General features: G+C 66.8%; 16 protein-coding genes. 8 read left to right on the top strand and 8 right to left on the bottom strand.

Going from position 1 to position 16,956, the window contains the following annotated elements; translation table 11 throughout:
- Nucleotides 1–17: 17 nt before the first annotated feature.
- The 3 genes from gabT to ACT3UE_RS04740 form a co-directional block, all read right to left on the bottom strand.
- Nucleotides 18–1,406 carry a 4-aminobutyrate--2-oxoglutarate transaminase gene (gene gabT, locus ACT3UE_RS04750; protein WP_444561077.1) on the bottom strand — a complete coding sequence of 463 codons (1,389 nt, stop codon included), beginning with the start codon at nucleotides 1,404–1,406 and terminating at the stop codon, nucleotides 18–20.
- 143 nt (nucleotides 1,407–1,549) lie between these two features.
- Nucleotides 1,550–1,690 (bottom strand): methionine/alanine import family NSS transporter small subunit, encoded by a 141-nt coding sequence (locus ACT3UE_RS04745; protein ID WP_443382533.1) that lies wholly within the window; start codon nucleotides 1,688–1,690, stop codon nucleotides 1,550–1,552.
- On the bottom strand, nucleotides 1,687–3,288 hold the full coding sequence (locus tag ACT3UE_RS04740) for a sodium-dependent transporter (RefSeq protein ID WP_443382530.1): 1,602 nt from the start codon (nucleotides 3,286–3,288) through the stop codon (nucleotides 1,687–1,689). The genes ACT3UE_RS04745 and ACT3UE_RS04740 overlap by 4 nt, the downstream gene beginning before the upstream one ends.
- 120 nt (nucleotides 3,289–3,408) lie before the next feature.
- On the opposite strand from ACT3UE_RS04740, the gene ACT3UE_RS04735 reads away from it, so the two are divergent.
- Genes ACT3UE_RS04735 through ACT3UE_RS04725 form a run of 3 tightly spaced genes read left to right on the top strand, consistent with a single transcriptional unit; the run spans nucleotide 3,409 to nucleotide 5,802 of the window.
- Nucleotides 3,409–4,815, top strand: a complete 1,407-nt coding sequence (locus tag ACT3UE_RS04735; protein WP_443382527.1) for a PucR family transcriptional regulator — start codon at nucleotides 3,409–3,411, stop codon at nucleotides 4,813–4,815.
- A gap of 25 nt (nucleotides 4,816–4,840) precedes the next feature.
- Nucleotides 4,841–5,275 (top strand): hypothetical protein, encoded by a 435-nt coding sequence (locus ACT3UE_RS04730; protein WP_444561078.1) that lies wholly within the window; start codon nucleotides 4,841–4,843, stop codon nucleotides 5,273–5,275.
- Nucleotides 5,276–5,280: 5 nt separating this feature from the next.
- Nucleotides 5,281–5,802: an HIT family protein gene (locus tag ACT3UE_RS04725; protein ID WP_443382522.1), complete on the top strand. Its 522-nt coding sequence runs from the start codon at nucleotides 5,281–5,283 to the stop codon at nucleotides 5,800–5,802.
- Here ACT3UE_RS04725 and ACT3UE_RS04720 read toward each other — a convergent pair.
- From ACT3UE_RS04720 to ACT3UE_RS04710, 3 genes are read right to left on the bottom strand one after another with little or no spacing between them, the layout of a single operon-like run.
- A complete protein-coding gene (locus ACT3UE_RS04720) occupies nucleotides 5,799–6,896 on the bottom strand; it encodes a polyprenyl synthetase family protein (RefSeq protein ID WP_443382519.1) in 1,098 nt (365 codons plus the stop codon). The two genes, ACT3UE_RS04725 and ACT3UE_RS04720, sit on opposite strands and share 4 nt — an antisense overlap.
- A 4-nt stretch (nucleotides 6,897–6,900) precedes the next feature.
- Nucleotides 6,901–8,232, bottom strand: a complete 1,332-nt coding sequence (locus tag ACT3UE_RS04715) for a geranylgeranyl reductase family protein (RefSeq protein WP_443382517.1) — start codon at nucleotides 8,230–8,232, stop codon at nucleotides 6,901–6,903.
- A gap of 24 nt (nucleotides 8,233–8,256) precedes the next feature.
- Entirely contained in the window at nucleotides 8,257–8,982 is a 726-nt protein-coding gene (locus tag ACT3UE_RS04710; protein WP_443382515.1) for a demethylmenaquinone methyltransferase, read from the bottom strand.
- A 70-nt stretch (nucleotides 8,983–9,052) separates the two neighbouring features.
- Between ACT3UE_RS04710 and ACT3UE_RS04705 the strand changes: the two genes are divergently transcribed.
- The 4 genes from ACT3UE_RS04705 (at nucleotide 9,053) to ACT3UE_RS04690 (ending at nucleotide 12,985) form a co-directional block, all read left to right on the top strand.
- Nucleotides 9,053–10,408, top strand: a complete 1,356-nt coding sequence (locus ACT3UE_RS04705) for an isochorismate synthase (RefSeq protein WP_443382512.1) — start codon at nucleotides 9,053–9,055, stop codon at nucleotides 10,406–10,408.
- Nucleotides 10,409–10,547: 139 nt separating this feature from the next.
- Nucleotides 10,548–11,360 carry a basic amino acid ABC transporter substrate-binding protein gene (locus ACT3UE_RS04700; protein ID WP_443382509.1) on the top strand — a complete coding sequence of 271 codons (813 nt, stop codon included), beginning with the start codon at nucleotides 10,548–10,550 and terminating at the stop codon, nucleotides 11,358–11,360.
- Between the two features lie 75 nt (nucleotides 11,361–11,435).
- Nucleotides 11,436–12,224 (top strand): amino acid ABC transporter permease, encoded by a 789-nt coding sequence (locus ACT3UE_RS04695; RefSeq protein WP_443382507.1) that lies wholly within the window; start codon nucleotides 11,436–11,438, stop codon nucleotides 12,222–12,224.
- Between the two features lie 5 nt (nucleotides 12,225–12,229).
- Complete coding sequence (locus ACT3UE_RS04690) at nucleotides 12,230–12,985, top strand: amino acid ABC transporter ATP-binding protein (RefSeq protein ID WP_443382504.1); 756 nt, start codon at nucleotides 12,230–12,232, stop codon at nucleotides 12,983–12,985.
- Between the two features lie 89 nt (nucleotides 12,986–13,074).
- On the opposite strand, the gene menD is transcribed toward ACT3UE_RS04690, so the two are convergent.
- Nucleotides 13,075–14,886, bottom strand: coding sequence for a 2-succinyl-5-enolpyruvyl-6-hydroxy-3-cyclohexene-1-carboxylic-acid synthase (gene menD / locus ACT3UE_RS04685; protein WP_443382501.1), 1,812 nt, complete (start codon nucleotides 14,884–14,886; stop codon nucleotides 13,075–13,077).
- Between the two features lie 9 nt (nucleotides 14,887–14,895).
- A complete protein-coding gene (locus ACT3UE_RS04680) occupies nucleotides 14,896–15,903 on the bottom strand; it encodes an o-succinylbenzoate synthase (protein ID WP_443382582.1) in 1,008 nt (335 codons plus the stop codon).
- A gap of 123 nt (nucleotides 15,904–16,026) precedes the next feature.
- Between ACT3UE_RS04680 and ACT3UE_RS04675 the strand changes: the two genes are divergently transcribed.
- On the top strand, nucleotides 16,027–16,947 hold the full coding sequence (locus tag ACT3UE_RS04675) for a phosphatase PAP2 family protein (protein ID WP_444561080.1): 921 nt from the start codon (nucleotides 16,027–16,029) through the stop codon (nucleotides 16,945–16,947).
- Nucleotides 16,948–16,956: the final 9 nt, after the last annotated feature.

Genomic DNA, 16,956 nt, shown 5'->3' with positions numbered 1-16,956 from the left:
GCCGTCACCCCGGCCCGTCAGGCGTGCTGGCGGATGGCTGCCTCCAGCACGTCGAAGGCGTCGGCCAACAACTCATCTGAAATCACCAGCGGCGGCAACAGGCGCACCACGTTCCCGTAGGTGCCACAGGTCAGGATGATGACACCGGCGGCCAGGCAGTCGGCGGCGATCTTCCGCGTCAGTTCGGCATCCGGTGCCGTCCCGCCGGCCTGGACGAATTCAATGGCCAGCATGGCTCCACGACCCCGCAGGTCCCCGATGGCCGGCAGCTGCTGCTGCAACGGACGCAGGCGGGTGTAGAAGGCCTCCTCGATGGCGCGGGCGCGACCGTTCAGATCCGCCTCGGCCATGTAGACCACGGCGGCCAGCCCCGCGGCGACGGCCACCGGGTTGCCACCATAGGTTCCGCCCAACCCGCCGGGATGCACGGCATCAAGCAGTTCGGACCGGCCGGTGACCGCCGAAAGCGGCAGGCCCCCGGCGATGCCCTTGGCCAGGGTGACGAGGTCGGGGACCACGGATTCGTGGTCGACGGCGAACCAGTCACCGGTACGGCAGAAGCCCGTCTGGACCTCATCGGCGATGAAGACGATGCCCTGCTCCTTCGCCCATTCGGCGATGCGCGGCAGGAATCCGTCGGCGGGGACGATGAACCCGCCTTCGCCCTGGATCGGCTCGATGATGATCGCGGCGATCTGGTCGCCGCCGATCTGCTTCTCCATCGACAGGATGGTTCGTTCGGCGGCTTCCTTGCCGGAGATGTTTGGATTCTCCTCACGGAACGGGTAGCTCATCGGCATCCGGTAGATCTCCGAAGCCAAGGGCCCGAATCCCCGCTTATAGGGGGCCGCCTTCGCGGTCAGGCCCATGGTGAGGTTGGTGCGGCCGTGATAGGCGTGGTCGAAGGCCACGACGGCGGTCCGGCCGGTGGCGACCCGGGCGATCTTCACGGCGTTCTCCACCGCTTCGGCACCCGAATTGAAGAACACGCTCTTCTTGGCGTGTTCGCCGGGAGTCAGTGCGGCCAGCCTCTCGGCCAGTTCCACATACCCCTCATAGGGGGTGACCATGAAACAGGTGTGGTTGAAACGTGCCGTCTGCTCGCTGACCGCGGCGGAGACCTTCGCATTGGAGGCACCGACGGTTGTCACCGCAATGCCGGAACCCAGATCGATGAACGAGTTTCCGTCGACGTCCACGATGACCCCGCCATCGGCATCGGCGGCATAGACCGGCACGGACGAGGCGACGCCGGCGGCCACGGTCGCCGCACGACGTTCGGCCAGGGCCAGGGAGGCCGGACCGGGGAACGCCCCGGTGATGTTGCGCTTTTGTTCGAGCCGGTATTCGATCTCCACGGCGGCTTCCTTCCATTCGATGCTGCGTCCGGGGTCAGACGTCGGCACCGAGCCTACGGTCAGGCCTACGGCCGAAGCTAGGGTGCTTGGCACAGGCCTGCCGGCGATGCGTTATGCATCCGCACAGCACACGGACGGCGGCGTTTCCCGTCCCCGGAAGGGACGGGAAACGCCGCCGTTGAAGGAAGGCGCTAGTGTTCGGGCGCGGCGGCCTCGGTCAGGTCGTCCTCCGGTTCCTCGGGGTGGCGGGAGAGGTTGATCAGCGCAAGCGCCAAACCGCCCCAGACCGTCACGATGGCAATGATGAGCATGGTGATCGCAATGGGTGTCATCGCAGGGTCTCCTCCTTCTTCGCGGCCGCGTATTCGTCCTCGTCGGCCTTGACTACGTCGTATTCCGGGTCGTTGTTCGCCTTGGATTTCCTGCTCCAGGGAACGAGCGTCAGCAAGAGGGCGATGACGATCAGCGAACCGGCCATCCCCCAACCGAAGACCCCGTTGAACCAGGCAGGGTAGCCGCTGTACTGTTCGGTGGCCTTCTCCTGCAGCTCGGAGATCAGGATGTAGCCGAGGACGATGGGCGTCAGCCCTCCGAGCAGCACCCGCCACAGCCCGCCCATCTTGAGGCTGGAGGTGCGGTTGAGGTGTTCGTGCAGGGCGGGCAGCTTGGTGACACCCACGGTGACCACGATGACCGCGGCCAGGGCGACGGCCATGATGCCGAAGCTGTTCACGAACGCGTCGGTGGTATCGAGCAGCTGCAGGCCCGTGGTGGTGGGGAAGAGCACGAGCGAGATCAAGGCGATCGGCACGGTCACCACCAGCGTCGAAGCCACACGCCCCCAGGCCAGCTTGTCCTGGACGGCCGCGACGATCACTTCCAGGATCGAGATCAACGAGGTGATGCCGGCAAAGACCAGCGCCCCGAAGAACAACACCCCCAGCACCGCACCGAACGGCGCTTGCGAGACGATCGTCGGGAAGGCCACGAACGCCAGGCCGATACCGCCGCTGACGACATCGTCGATGGCGACGTTCTGTGCCTGTGCCATGAAGCCGAGCACCGCGAAGACGCCGATGCCGGCGAGCAGTTCGAAGCCCGAGTTGGCGAAGGCCACGACCGAGCCGGATCCGGTCAGGTCGGTTTTGCGCTTGAGGTAGGAGGAATAGGTGATCATGATGCCGAAGGCGATGGAGAGGGAGAAGAAGATCTGACCGTAGGCCGCGGCCCAGACTCCGGGATCCGCCAAGGCACCCCAGTTCGGGGTGAAGAAGGCATTCAGTCCGTCCATGGCCCCGGGCAGGAAGAGTGCCTGGACGACCAGGATGACGAACATGACCACCAGCAACGGCAGGAAGATGCTGTTCGCCTTCGAGATACCGCGCCGCACACCGAGCACCATGATGGCGATGATGACGGCCCAGACGATGAACAGCGGGATCAAGACCCCCGGCACGTAGTCGAAGCTCAGGCCGGGGACTTCGGCGACCTGCAGGAAATCACTGGAGAAGAACGCGTCCGCGTCGTCGCCCCAGGCCTTGTCGAAGGAGAAGATCGTGTACATCGCAGCCCAGGCGATGATGACCGCATAGTAGATGGCGATGACGAAGCAGATCAGGACCTGCCACCAGCCCAGCGGTTCGGCGGCGCGGTGCATGCGCCGGTAGGCCAGCGGGGCCGACCCGCGGTATTTATGGCCCACTGCGTAGTCCAGGAAGAGCAGCGGGATGCCTGCCGTCAGCAGGGCCACCAGATACGGGATCAGGAAGGCGCCGCCACCGTTTTCGTAGGCAACGTAGGGAAAGCGCCAGATGTTGCCCAGGCCGACGGCGGAACCGATGGCCGAAATGATGAACAACTTGCGCGAGGAGAAGGTTTCTCGTTTGTGGCTCTTGGCTGTCGCTGCCCCGGCCTGAGATGGAGTGGTCATGCCATACACCGTAAACCGCTGTTGCGCTCGTCACAATTACCCCGAGTCGCGTTCGTCACAACAACCAAAGATCCCAACTGTTGTAAGGCCGATGCACAACCACGGACTAGACTGGCGCTTATGGCGATGACGCTCTCCGGACTTTTGTCCTCCCCCACCTTGAAACTCAAGCCCCTCGCCGGGACGGACGACGCCGCAGACAGCGCGCTGTCTTGGGCGGCCGTCACCGAATTGGCCGATCCCACGCCGTTCCTGGCCGGCGGCGAGGTCCTGTTGACCACCGGGGTCCGCCAGAAGACCGTCGCCTCCCAGACCGGGTTCGTCGATCATGCCGTCCGTGCCGGGGTGCTGGCCCTGGGCTACGGCACGGGGCTGACCCACGCCAGGGTCCCCGCCGCCGTCATCCGACGGGCCACGGAGGTGGGCCTGCCATTATTCGAGGTGCCGTACGAGACACCCTTCGTGGCCATCACCCGGATCATGGCCGAAGCACTGGCCGCCGAGAACGTCGCCCGTGTGGAAGGGCTCCTGCAGGGCCACCAACGACTGGCCTCGGCACTGCTCAGCGGCGGTCTGCACCCCTTGCTGCGCGAGCTGCGCCGACAAGTCCAACGGCCTGTTGCGCTCACCCAATACGGGGCCCGGATCCATGGGCCGGCCCCCGCTGCCGAGGGATGGCAGAGCGTGGCAGTCTCCACCGGCCTGCAGGATCGATGCACCTTGTATCTGGAAGGCTCCGGGGCCGGCGGGGGCCTCATCGAATACGCCCAGTCGCTGATCAGCGTCGAGCTGGCCGGCAGGGCCCGGTTGCGCGAATCCCGCCGCACCACCAGCGGACAGGTCCTCTCCGACCTCACCCGTGGAATGGTCGAGGGCCAGGACGCCGCCCTGCGGCTGCAGTCGATCGGGATCGCCCCCCACGCCGCGCACACCCTCCTGCTGGTCGAAGCGCTCAGACCCAACAGCAAGGCGCTACCCACCCTGCCGCTGCCGCCGGGACGGGAAAAGGCGGTCTCGGCCATGGTGGAGGATCGGCTCGCGGTGGTTCTGGACGCCGGGGACGGCGAGGTTGCTGCCTCGGAATTCGCCACCTACCTCTCGGGCGCCGGCATCCCGGCCAAGGTGTCCTACGGCGGCTCCTACGCCCAGGTGACCGGCCTGCGGTGGAGCTATTTCGAAGCCGTCGAGGCGCTGCGTCATGGGGCCCGGATCAACCACCCCTCCAGGATTTCGTTGACGTCGCTGCTCCTGGCGGCCCATGACGTGCCGCTGCAGGCACTGGCAGCCGAGGCGCTGGAGCCCCTGACGGACTTTGATGCCGCCCACGGCTCCGACCTGATGCTCACGCTGCGACGGTTCCTGGAGCTCAATGGCAGCGTCGGTACCGTCGCCGAGGCGTTGGGCCTGCACCGCAACACCGTCAGGTACCGGCTGCAGCAGATCGCCGATCTCAGCGGGTACGACCCTTCGAACACCCCGGACCGGGTCCAGTTGTGGCTGGCCCTCTCGGCCCGCGACGTCTACTGAGTCCCGGGACAGATAGTATTTAGGCATGGCTGAAATGTTCGTGGAGAAGTTCCGTTCCCTGATTCCCAAATACCTTGATGACCAGTGGATTTCACAGGACGGGTTGACTTCCGAAGAGCTCCGTGACGAGCTCGCGGATGCCGGCGTCGAGATCCCCCAGGTGCTCGAGGAGTTCTACCTGGCGGTCGGGGCCTGTGATGACCTCATGGAGGCCTACTACTTCTTCTTCGATCCGGACGAGTTGGAGATCGAGGACGGGTATCTGCTGTTCATGGAGGACGAGGACGAACAGTATGTCTGGGGCTTCCGGGCCGACCAGTTGGACGTCCCCGACCCGATCGTCCATCGTCGCCGCAACGCCAACGGATCATGGGACAGCGAGGAGGGGACCTTCAGCGAATACGTACTCGATTTGTTCGAGTGGGTCTTCGAGGAACTGGAACCCGAACTGGAGGTCTAGCCCACGTGCCGGTGCACCCCCATGGAAGCCATGAGCCGCCCGGGTACCACTGCCCCTTCTGCGAACTGCTGGCCGGCGGCCCGCTGTCGGAAGACAACCTGTGCGTGCCGACCGATCTGGTCTACAGCGACCAGACGGTCGCGGTCATCATGGCCTGCGACGGATTCGGTGATTACGGCGGGCATGCGATGGTCATTCCCGCAGCCCATCTGGAGTCCCTCTACGATCTGGATGACGCCGCCGCAGCGTCGATCATGATCATGACCCGCCAACTCGCCCTGGCCATGAAACTGGCGTGGAATCCCGAGGGGACCTCCACACGGCAGCATAATGAGCCGGCCGGAAACCAGCATGTCTGGCATTACCACCAGCATGTCTTTCCCCGGTATTCGGACGATAACCTGTACCGCCAGCTACGCCACCGGGTTCCCGCTGACATCAGGGCCCGCAAGGCCCGGGAGTTGTCGGCAGCCCTTGCGGCGCTCGGCTGGGCCCCGGACCCGGGACGAGCCCGCCCTTCGGGCTAGTTCTCCCGGGAGACCACGGCATCGGCGAAGGCCGCCAGTGAGGACTTCACCGGCCCCTCCGGCAAGGGGGCCAGGGCCCCGATGGCGTCTGCGGACCATTGGCGGGCCACTGCCCAGGATTTCCGGGTGACCTCATGGGCCGCCAGGGCGGTGACGGCGCGGGCCAGATCCTCGTCGCTGGACAGATCCCCGTCCACCAGTGTCAGCACCTCGGCCGCGGAGGCGTCCCCCGCGGCGGCGGCCTCGCGCAACAACAGCACCGGAAGCGTGGGGACTCCTTCACGCAGGTCGGTTCCGGGGGTCTTGCCCGAATCCACCTGGGCTCCGGTGACGTCGATGACGTCATCGGCCAGCTGGAAGGCCACCCCGACCTTCTCGCCGTAGTCACGCATGACGTCAACGTAGTCGGCGGCCCCGCCGAAGAGGGCGCCGAAGACTCCCGAGGTGGAGATCAACGACGCCGTCTTGTCCCCGATCACGTCGAGGTAATGCGCCACCGGGTCCTCCCCGTCGCGCGGGCCCACGGTTTCGTGCAATTGGCCCAGGCAGAGGCGTTCGAACGTCTTGGCCTGCAGTTCCACGGCCTGGGCCCCGAGCTCGGAGCCGATGACCGAGGCGCGGGCGAAGATCAGATCACCGGTGAGGATGGCCGTGGAGTTGCCCCAGACCTCATGGGCGGTGGGGGCTCCGCGCCGGTAGGAGGCCGAGTCCATGACATCGTCATGGTAGAGCGTGGCCAGGTGCGTGAGCTCGACGATGGCCGCGGCCTTGATGGTCTCGGGGCCCACGCCCTCGCCCAGCAGCGAGGTCAGAATGACCAGCAACGGGCGCACCCGTTTGCCGCCGGCTTCGACCAGGTGGCGGCTGGTGGCGTCGATGAGCGGATCGGAATTGGCCACGGCGGCGCGCAGGACCTTCTCGACCTTGGCCATGCCCTGCGAAATGGCGGGGCCGAATTCTGCGTCCTCGGCGACGGCTCGGAACCCCGGTGGCAGGTTGATGCCCGCGGCGATCGCCGAGGTTTCCGCGAACAAGTCAACGGATTCGGGCACACCGTGTCCGGCGGTCGTCCAGTTGGTCGGGGAATCATTCACGGTTCTAGGACCTGCTTGTCATCTGGGTGGGTCGTTTCTCGGGCCGTGCCCTTTGTGCTTGCCGGTTTCCCGTAGGCGGGGCCAACCGTTCCAGCACATGGATCACTCTATCCTCAAAAGAGCGTCCGCCGTCGTCGGTGAGGTTGGCGAGCATCCGCACGACGAACCGCATCAGCACCGGGGTGCTCATGCCGGTACGCAGCGCCAGTTTCATGATCTTCGGGTTGCCGATGAGCCGGGCGAACATCCGGCCGAGCGTGAAGTGGCTGCCCCAGGCGTTCCTCACCACGTCCGGGTAGGAAGCCAGGAGTGCCTCCCGGGCCGCCGGCGTCGTCCCGCGCAGCCCCGACCGGGCATCGATGATCAGCTCGGCCGCCATCCGGGCCGATTCCATTGCATAGCTGATTCCCTCGCCGTTGAACGGCGAGACCATGCCGCCGGCATCGCCGAGCAGCATCAGCCCCGGGGTGTAGTGGGGGGTGCGGTTGAACCCCATCGGCAGGGCGGCGCCGCGGATCGGCCCGACCTGGTTCGCTTCGGTGAACCCCCATTCCCCCGGCATCCCGGCGGTCCACTCGCGCAGCACCTGACGGTAGTCCATCTTGCCGAACTCCCGCGTGGAGTTCAGGATGCCCAGTCCGACGTTGGAGGTTCCGTCGCCGACCCCGAACACCCACCCGTAGCCGGGTAGAGGGCGTCCGGACTTATCCGGCAGTTCGAGCCATCCTTCCATCCAGTCGTCGTCGTGCCGGGGGGAGGTGAAGTAGGTCCGGTAGGCGACTCCCATGGGCCGGTCATCGCGCTTATGCAGCCCGCTACTGACCGCTGTACGCGTTGAGTTCCCATCGGCGGCCAGCACCACATCGGCCCGGAATTCGCGCCTCTGGCCCGTTTTGCGGCCGCGCTCGTCCAGGATGTTGGCCATGACGCCGGTGACGCGGCCCGTCGCATCCCGGACCACGTCGGAAACGCCGTGGCGTTCCAGCACGCGGGCGCCTCCGGCCTGGGCATGGCGGGCCAGCGTTTCGTCGAATCCCTCCCGGGTACGGATCAACCCGTAATCGGGGAAATCGCTGAGCTCGGGCCACGGGATCTCCAATGAACGTCCTCCGGCGACCAGACGAAGCCCCTGGTTCCGCCGCCAGATGCCGTTTTCGGAATGATCGACACCGAGCCGGGCGAGTTCACGGACGGCACGGGGGGTCAAGGCGTCGCCGCAGACCTTCTCCCGGGGGAAGGAGGTCTTTTCCAGGACGGTGACCTCGATGCCGGCACGGGCCAGGTAGCTGGCTGCGGTCGAGCCGGCCGGGCCGGCCCCGACGATCAATACAGACACGGGTGTTCCTTAATCGACTGGAGGCTAGCTGGCCGGACGGGCGGCGGCCCGGGGGTCAACCGGTTTGGTGGCCCGGTGAACGGCGACGATGCCGCCGCTGAGGTTGCGGTACCTGCAGTTTTGCCACCCGGCTTCGGCCACCCACCCGGCCATGCCTTCCTGGTTCGGCCAGGCACGGATCGATTCGGCCAGGTACACGTAGGCGGCGGGGTTGGAGGTGACCTTCCGTGCAACGGTCGGCAGCGCGCGCATCAGGTATTCGGTGTAGACGGTCCTGAAGGGTGCGAAGGTGGGGTGGGAGAATTCGCACAACACCAGCCGGCCGCCCGGCTTGGTGACCCGGAGCATCTCGGCCAGGGCCTTCTTCGGTTCGCTGACGTTCCGCAGGCCAAAGCTGATGGTGACGGCGTCGAAGCTGTCATCGGCGAAAGGCAGGTTCGTTGCGTCGCCGGCCACGAAATCAATATCCGGACGCCGGCGTTTGCCGACCTCGAGCATGCCCAGGGAGAAGTCGCAGGCCACGACGTCGATTCCGGCGTCGGCATAGGGTTCCGACGAGGTCCCGGTTCCGGCCGCCAGATCCAGCACCCGCTGACCGGGCACCGCGTCGACGGCTTCGACGACGACCTTGCGCCACAGCCGTGCCTGCCCCAACGAGAGGATGTCGTTGGCCAAGTCATAACGCGGGGCAACATCATCGAACATGGCTTGGACTTCTTCGGGACGCTTTTCCAGCGATGCACGGCTCATTCCCCAAGTATCCCAAAATTCAACGTCAGGGCGAAAAGCGCCCCGCACGCCCGGGTAGGCTGGGACCATCATGGACATTGATCTTCCCGGCTCCGTCGCGCCGGAAACCGGCAGCGCGCAGACCCAGGACCCATCCCGTCCCCGGTTGCGCAGCATCACCATCGCCCGCGCTACCGGCCAGGAGAGCTCACTGTTGGACCTGCTCGTTCGCGATGACTCCCTCGTCTGGGGCCGCCGCGGCGAGGGCCTGGTCGGGTTCGGGGAGGCAGCCCGCTTCACCGCCGACGGCCCGGATCGCTTCCGTCTGCTCCGTCATTGGTGGGCCGACGTCTCGGCGGCGGCCTCGGTCCAGGACGATGTCGACTTGCCCGGAACCGGACCGGTTGCCTTCTCCTCCATCGCCTTCTCGGGCACCAGCCCCCATGCTTCACGACTCATCGTCCCGCGCGTACTCGTGGGGCGCTCCGGCGACAGCGGCTGGTTGACCCTGGTCACCGACGACCCGGAGTTCGAGCTCAGCGCCGCTGCGGCCGAGGCGGAGCTGGCCGGGTTGCTCGAGGAGGCCTCCACCGAACGCGACCTCTCCCCCGGTGGCGACCAGCTGGTGCCCGGCCGGGTCTCGGAGGACCAGTATGAGGAGTCGGTGCGCGCCGGGGTCCGGGCGATCGCTGCGGGGGAACTGACCAAACTCGTTCTGGCCCGTGATGCCGTGGCCGAACTGGGCTCTCCGCTGGCCGTTTCCCAAGTGCTCAGGGAGTTGGCGCTTCGCTACGCCGATTGCTGGACCTACTCGGTCGACGGTCTGATCGGCTCAACCCCCGAGATGCTGGTCAAGGTCTCCGGGAACACCGCGCGGGCCCGGGTGCTCGCCGGGACCCTGGACCGGGCCACGGCACCATCCGGTGACGAGGGGTACGCCGAACGGATGCTCTCGGGCAACGAGAAGCAGCGCCACGAACACCGCCTGGCCATTGATTCGCTGACGGTCCAGCTGGGGCCCCTGGTGACCGGGATGACCGCCCCCGAGGAGCCCTTCGTCCTGGAGCTGCCCAATGTGTGGCATCTGGCCTCCGACGTCGAAGCGCAGCTGCGGGTGCACGAGGACGGAACCTCCCCCTCGGCGCTGGATCTGGCCGAGGTCCTCCACCCCACCGCTGCGGTCTGCGGAACCCCGACGGTGACGGCCGATGACCTCATCCTCCGGTTGGAGAACATGGACCGCGGCCCCTACGCCGGACCGGTCGGGTGGGTCGACGCCACCGGCAACGGGGAGTTCGGTATCGCCCTGCGCGGCGGGGTCGTCGAATCGCCGACGACCGTGCGGCTGTATGCCGGCTGTGGCATCGTCGCAGCCTCCGACCCGGCCGCCGAACTGGCTGAATCCTGGGCAAAGATGCGCCCCATGCGTGAAGCGCTTAATTTGTAATCTTTTTGTCACCTAAACAACTTGTTTACCGGAGCGACACCACTGTAGCTTGTGATGAACATCTCATTGGGCCCGTTCCCGGGCTACACTGGCCATCCCGGCGAGGATGTCCGTCGGATCACTCGAGAAGGACACTTACATGCGGATTCACTCCAGCTTCACTAAGGCTCTGGCCGTTTCGGCCGTTGCCTTGATGTCATTGACGGCTTGCGGCGGCTCGGACGGCGGGGACGAACAGTCCACCTCCTCGGCCGGCGGCGACGATCTGGGGCTGGTGACCGCGGGCACCCTGACGGTCTGCTCGGATATCCCGTACAAGCCCTTCGAATATGAGGAAAACGGTGAATACACCGGCTTCGACATGGACATGGTGGGCGCGATCGCCGAGGGGATGGGCCTGAAGCTGGACGTCAAGGACGTGGGCTTCGACGGCCTCCAGTCCGGCGTTGTCCTCGCCTCGGGGCAGTGCGACATGGGGGCCAGTGCCATGACCATCACCCCGGAACGCGAGAAGAAGCTCGCTTTCACCGATGGCTACTACGACTCCGAGCAGTCGCTGCTGGTGCCCAAGGGCTCGGATATCAAGTCAATTGATGACCTGGCCGGCAAGAAGGTGGGTGTCCAGCAGGGCACCACGGGTGAAAAATACACCCGCGAGAACGCCCCCGAGGACGCGAAGATCAAGGCCTACCCCTCGGATGCCGAGCTCTTCCCGGCCGTGCAGTCCAGGGGCGTGGACGCGGTGCTGCAGGACCTTCCGGTGAACCTTGAACACACCCAGGGTGGCAAGTTCGACATCGTCGCCAAGTACAAGACCGACGAGCAGTACGGCTTCGCCGTGAAGAAGGACGGCGGCGAGGCCCTCCTCAAGGAGCTCGATGCCCAGCTCGCCGAGCTCAAGGACAACGGCAAGTACGACGAGCTCTACGACAAGTACTTCTCCACGAAGTAGTAGTAATCCAGATGGCTGTGCCCCGGGGAAGAATCCCCGGGGCGCAGCCCTGACAACGCCCGGAAGGCCACACCGTTGAAACCCTCCACTCGCAGGCGCCTCTTCCGCGGCAGCCTGTACGTCATCCTCGTCGCCGCCATCGCAGCCCTCCTCCTGTCTGCGAACTGGAAGGAAATCAAATACAACTTCCTCGACGTGGAGATCGCCAAGCAGCTCTTCCCCGCGATCATCATCACGGCGGCGAAGAACACCGTGGTCTACACGGCCATCGCCTTTGCCGGTGGCCTGCTCCTGGGTCTGCTGCTGGCCCTGATGAAGCTGGCCCCGGTGGGCCCGTACCGCTGGATCGCCACCGCATACATTGAGACTTTCCGCGGTTTGCCGGCCCTGCTGGTCATCTTCGGTTTCGCTTTCGCCGTGCCCACCGCCTTCGCCTCCTGGGATCCACCCGGCGGTAGCGCCAGTAGCGGCCTGATCGGGCTGATCCTCGTCTCCGCCGCCTATATCGCCGAAACGATCCGCGCCGGCATCCAAGCCGTTCCTGCCGGACAGCGCGAGGCCGCCCGATCGCTGGGCATGGCACCGGGGTGGACCATGATCTCCGTGGTTCTTCCCCAGGCCTTCCGCATCATCACCCCACCGCTGACCAACGAACTGGTCATCATCATCAAGGACACCTCGCTGCTGTTCATCGCCGGCATGGCGCTGGGCGACCGCGAACTAACCGTATTCGCCCGAGATTCGCTGTCGCAGTTCGGCAACTCGACGCCGCTGATCGTGGCGGGACTGATGTACCTGGTCATCACGTTGCCGCTGACCCAGCTCGTGGCCAAGCTCGAACGCCACCAAAACAGAGGACGGTAAGGCCCATGAACGCACAGGAATCCGCACCGGCCCATCCGGCCATCGAGGTCCGCAATCTGCATAAGAGCTTCGGTGACAACGAGGTCCTCACCGGCATCGATTTCCATGTCGGCCAGGGCGAGGTGGTTTGCGTGATCGGGCCTTCCGGTTCAGGCAAGTCGACCCTGCTGCGCTGCGTGAACCGGCTCGAGGAACCCACCTCGGGAACGATCCTGGTCGAGGGGATCGACATCACCGACCCGGAAACGGACCTGAACAAGATCCGCACCCGCATCGGAATGGTCTTCCAGCAGTTCAATCTCTTCCCCCACCTGGACGTGCTGGACAACCTGGTGCTGGCCCAGCGCCGGGCCAAGAAACGTGGCAAGACCGAAGCCCGCCGGATCGCCCGTCAGAACCTGGAGAAGGTCGGGTTGGCCGATCGCGCCGACGCCTTCCCCTCCCAGCTCTCCGGTGGCCAACAGCAACGCGTGGCGATCGCCCGGGCCCTGTCGATGGATCCGGACATGATGCTCTTCGACGAGCCGACCTCGGCACTGGACCCCGAACTGGTGGGCGATGTCCTGGCGGTCATGCGTCGGCTGGTCGACGAGGGCATGACCATGATGGTGGTGACCCACGAGATGGGATTCGCCCGCGAGGTCGGCGACCGGGTGGTCTTCATGGACGGCGGGGTCGTCGTCGAACAAGGCAAACCGGACGATGTCCTGGGAAACCCCCAGCATGAACGCACCCGGGGATTCCTCTCCAAGGTCCTCTAGGAACACACCACCAGGACGAAGAGCGTGGCCCCTGCTTCGGTGGGAGCCACGCTCTTGCTGTGGTTGAAGGGCCCCGCCCACCGCCGGCCTCAGGTACGGGCGACGGAGGCCATGATGCGCTGGTGCAGTCCGCGCACTCCGACACGGTCGATCCGCACATCGACGATGCGCCGGCGCACCGCCGAGTCGGCCATCGGACCGGAGGCCAGGACGGTTTCCAGGGCGCGGCGGTCCTCGACCCGGACGTAGTCCACCCCGTAGGCGTCGGCCAGGGCGCGCAGATCCACCCCATGCGGGGTGGCGAAATAGCGTTCCACGGTTCCTGCATACTCCGGTTGTTCGGCCAGGGAACCATGTTCGAGCGTGGAGAAGATCGCCCCACCACCATCGTTGAGGACCACCAGGTCCATGACCGGGACCGTTTCCCCGGCGCCGACGAACAAGCCGCCGACGTCATGCAGGAAGGTCACGTCCCCCAGCAGGACCGTGGTGCGCTCCCCGACGCCGTGCGAGGTGCCCAGGGCGATGCCCGTGGCGGTGGCCAGGGTCCCGTCGATTCCTGCCAGCCCGCGGTTGGCATAGACGGCCCGCCCGGTACGGCCGGGGGTCCCGGCGAGATCGACATCGCGGATCGCATTGGAGGAGCCCAGGACCAGCGGGCCGGTATCTGCGCTCCAGACCGTCCGGGCCAGTTCCACACCGGTCAGTGTCGTCGCGGACGTCGCCTCGTCGATGATTCCGGTGGCCCGTTGCGCGGCAGCTCTCCACTCATCGAGCCACCCCGCGGGGCCCCGGCCGGCGAATCCCGCCAGTTCACCCAGTTCGGTGATGACCCGGTCCCGGCGGTGCCCGGCGTCGAACCAGGCCACCGGTTCGGGGACGTAGAGCGCCGGTGGCAGCTCGCGATGGGCCAGCAGCCGTCCCACCTGACGGTTCAACGTCGGCCTGCCGAAGACCACGACCCGGTCGATCCTGGCCTCGAATTCCGGGATCAATACCCGGTAGGGGCCGATCGCATTGGGACCGAAGCGGGCGTTGGAACTCGGCTCGGCCAGGAGCGGCAGGCCCAACATCCTGGCAAACCGTTCGGCAATGGCCGTTGCATCGTGTCCGGCGATGACCACCGTGCGTCGATTCTCCAGCTCCGCCTCGCGCAGTTCGTCCAGCACCGTGCCCGAAGACAGGTCCCCGACCGTGGCGGGATCCGGCTCGCCTGGCACACCGCTCCCGGGAGCCTCCGTCGGGTCCTCACGGCTGCCTTCGGTGTCCGGGACCAGCGGGTCCCGGAAGGCGAGGTTGATATGGATCGGTCCACGGGCCGCGAGTTGGACGGCGGGGCGCAGTGCCCTGGACGCCGGGGTGGGGGTGCTGACGTCCACCGCATGCACCCCGGCCCTGGTGGACCCTGCCAGCGGCAGCCCTTCCCCGGCCAGCAGGGCGCGCCTGACCTCCGGCGTCGGGTCCTGGCCTGCCGGGATGTCCACGCAGTAGCGGACATGCACCCCGAACAGGCCGGCCTGGTCGGTGGTCTGGTTGGCCCCGGTGCCGCGCAGCTCCTCCGGCCGGTCGGCGGAAACAACCACCAACGGCACGGCGGCGTGGTTGGCTTCCATCACGGCGGGGAGCAGCTCCCCCACCGCGGTGCCGGAGGTGGTCACGATGGCCACCGGGCGGCTCGTGGCCAACGATAGCCCCAGTGCGGTGAAACCGGCGTCGCGTTCGTCGATGCGGATGTGCACGCGCACCTGGCCCCGGGTCTCGGCCTCGGCGAGCGCATAGGCCAGCGGGGCACTGCGGGAGCCGGGACACAGGACGACTTCACGGACGCCGTCCTCGATCAGGGTCCCTACGGCGAACCGCGCCGCCTGCATGGAGGTCAGGAGGCTTTCCGAGAACGTCATGCCCCCATCCTATGGCTGGCCGGCCGCCAGGAGCCCGGCACAGCGCCGCAGGCGTTCCCTCCACCAATGCTGCCGCTCGGGGGAGGCAGCATGCCGGCACAGTAGATCCGGATCGGCCACCACGTCGCGGACCTGGAGCGAGCCGCCGTGGGCTTCATACCGGTCGAGGCAGACATCGTCGGCAAACAGCGATACCGTCCCGAGTCCGCAGGCGTATGGCAGCGCGGGCAACGCCGCGGCCAGGGCCACCCCGGTACGGATCCCGACGGAGGAATCCAGGGCCGAGGAGACGACGGCGGGCAGCCCGGCGTCGGCCACGACCCGCAGGGCGGCACGGACCCCGCCCAGGGGTTGGGCCTTGACGATGATCAGGTCGGCGGCCTCCGCCCGGGCCACCGCCAGCGGGTCCGATTCCTTGCGCACCGACTCATCCGCGGCGATCCGCACCCCCAGCCCCCGGCGCTGGACCTCCAGACGCAGCCGACGCAGCCCGTCGATTCCCGCGACGGGCTGTTCGGCGTATTGCAGGTCGAACCCGGCGAGCGCCTCGAGGCCTTCCAGGGCTTGTTCGTGGGTCCACCCCGCATTGGCGTCGACCCGCAGGGCGGCGGCGGGCAGCAGGCGACGGACCTCGGCGACGCGGGCCACGTCGTCGCGCAGGGTTTGACCGTGTTCGGCGACTTTGATCTTGACGGTGTCGGCGGCGTCGAATGAGGCGAGAACCCCCTGAACCCCTCCGGCCGGGACCGCCGGGACCGTGGCGTTGACCGGGATGCTGGTCCGCACGGGCGCGGGGAAACCCTGCCAGCCGGCCTCGAGTGCGCACCGCAACCAGGGGGCAGCCTCCGCGTCGTCGTATTCCAGGAACGGGGAGAATTCCGCCCATCCTGCTGGACCGTCCAGGAGCAGGACCTCACGGTGGGTCACTCCCCGGAAACGCACCCGCAACGGCAACGACACGACACGGGCCGAGGCCAGGATCTCCTCCACGGGGGGCAGCGCCCAGGGGGTCTTCATCTGCCTCGATGCCTGCGTGGGAACCTCGGAGGGGGATGGTGCGTTGTCCGGATTAGCCATCACACCATCGTATCGGCGGCGGTCCGCTCGAACCGGCCCGGCCCGTGGGATGCTAGGAGCGACATGAACGAGACCAGGGAAATACCCGTTCCGGGGGGACCGCCCCACCGTGCAGCCCGCAATCCGGGGTTGTGGATCCTGGCGATGCTGTTGGTCGCCGGACTGTTCGGCGTGGCCTATTGGGCCTTCGTCCTCACGGCCACGGGACAGCAGGCCGATGAAGACGCCCTGCGCGGGGCGACGGCCTTCCTTGACAGCGACACGGCCCGGGCCGCGGCCCTCTCGTTCTTGAACCAGCTGCCGTTGATCTCCGGCATCGTGGCGCTGGTGGCGCTGCTGGCTGCGGCAATCCTGCGGCGGGACCTGTATGCCCCCATCGTGGCAGCCTTGTCCTTCGGCGCCGCCATCGGCAGCACCCAGATACTCAAGCACTTCCTGCTGGTCCGCCCGAACCTGGGCATCTCGGAGGCCACCGGCAATTCCTTCCCTTCCGGGCACACCACGGTCGCCACCTCCGCGCTGATCGCGGTCTTCCTGGTGACCTCCCCCCGGTGGCGTCCCCTGATCGCGACCTGTGGCGGGCTCTATGCGGCGGTGACCGGGATCTCCACGTTTGCGCTGGGCTGGCATCGGCCCTCCGACGTGGTCGCCGCCTATCTGGTCGCCGGTTTCTGGGGGTTGCTGGCCGGCCTGATCATCCTGCGTCGGCAGCCGGAGTGGAACCGATGGAAGGGCCCGGATTCCTCCTGGTCCTCCTCCGGGATCTGGCCCACGCTCCTGTGGTTCCCGGGGATCCTGGGGTTCATCGGCGCCGCGGCGGTGTATCTGTTCGTCACGCATGTGGGCCCGACGGCGGGGACCACGGCCCGTGGCTGGTTCCTCGTCGCCGGGGCATTGCTCATCATCGGTGCCGCGGGCTGCCTGTTCGGCTTGTTGTGTGGGGTCTTTTCCCATCAGACCCGGAGCCGGGCCCCCCTGTCCTGACCCGGGCCG

The organism is Arthrobacter sp. 179 (assembly GCF_052379645.1).
Classification (GTDB): Bacteria; Actinomycetota; Actinomycetes; order Actinomycetales; family Micrococcaceae; genus Arthrobacter_H.
This window is presented reverse-complemented; position numbering and strand designations above follow the sequence as displayed.

Excerpts from the sequence above, each read along its gene's own strand:
- ACT3UE_RS04745 (WP_443382533.1), bottom strand. The coding sequence starts at position 1,690 with ATGACACCCATTGCGATCACCATGCTCATCATTGCCATCGTGACGGTC.
- ACT3UE_RS04740 (WP_443382530.1), bottom strand. The coding sequence starts at position 3,288 with ATGACCACTCCATCTCAGGCCGGGGCAGCGACAGCCAAGAGCCACAAA.
- ACT3UE_RS04735 (WP_443382527.1), top strand. The coding sequence starts at position 3,409 with ATGGCGATGACGCTCTCCGGACTTTTGTCCTCCCCCACCTTGAAACTC.
- ACT3UE_RS04730 (WP_444561078.1), top strand. The coding sequence starts at position 4,841 with ATGGCTGAAATGTTCGTGGAGAAGTTCCGTTCCCTGATTCCCAAATAC.
- ACT3UE_RS04710 (WP_443382515.1), bottom strand. The coding sequence starts at position 8,982 with ATGAGCCGTGCATCGCTGGAAAAGCGTCCCGAAGAAGTCCAAGCCATG.
- ACT3UE_RS04705 (WP_443382512.1), top strand. The coding sequence starts at position 9,053 with ATGGACATTGATCTTCCCGGCTCCGTCGCGCCGGAAACCGGCAGCGCG.
- ACT3UE_RS04700 (WP_443382509.1), top strand. The coding sequence starts at position 10,548 with ATGCGGATTCACTCCAGCTTCACTAAGGCTCTGGCCGTTTCGGCCGTT.
- ACT3UE_RS04690 (WP_443382504.1), top strand. The coding sequence starts at position 12,230 with ATGAACGCACAGGAATCCGCACCGGCCCATCCGGCCATCGAGGTCCGC.
- menD (WP_443382501.1), bottom strand. The coding sequence starts at position 14,886 with ATGACGTTCTCGGAAAGCCTCCTGACCTCCATGCAGGCGGCGCGGTTC.
- ACT3UE_RS04680 (WP_443382582.1), bottom strand. The coding sequence starts at position 15,903 with ATGAAGACCCCCTGGGCGCTGCCCCCCGTGGAGGAGATCCTGGCCTCG.
- ACT3UE_RS04675 (WP_444561080.1), top strand. The coding sequence starts at position 16,027 with ATGAACGAGACCAGGGAAATACCCGTTCCGGGGGGACCGCCCCACCGT.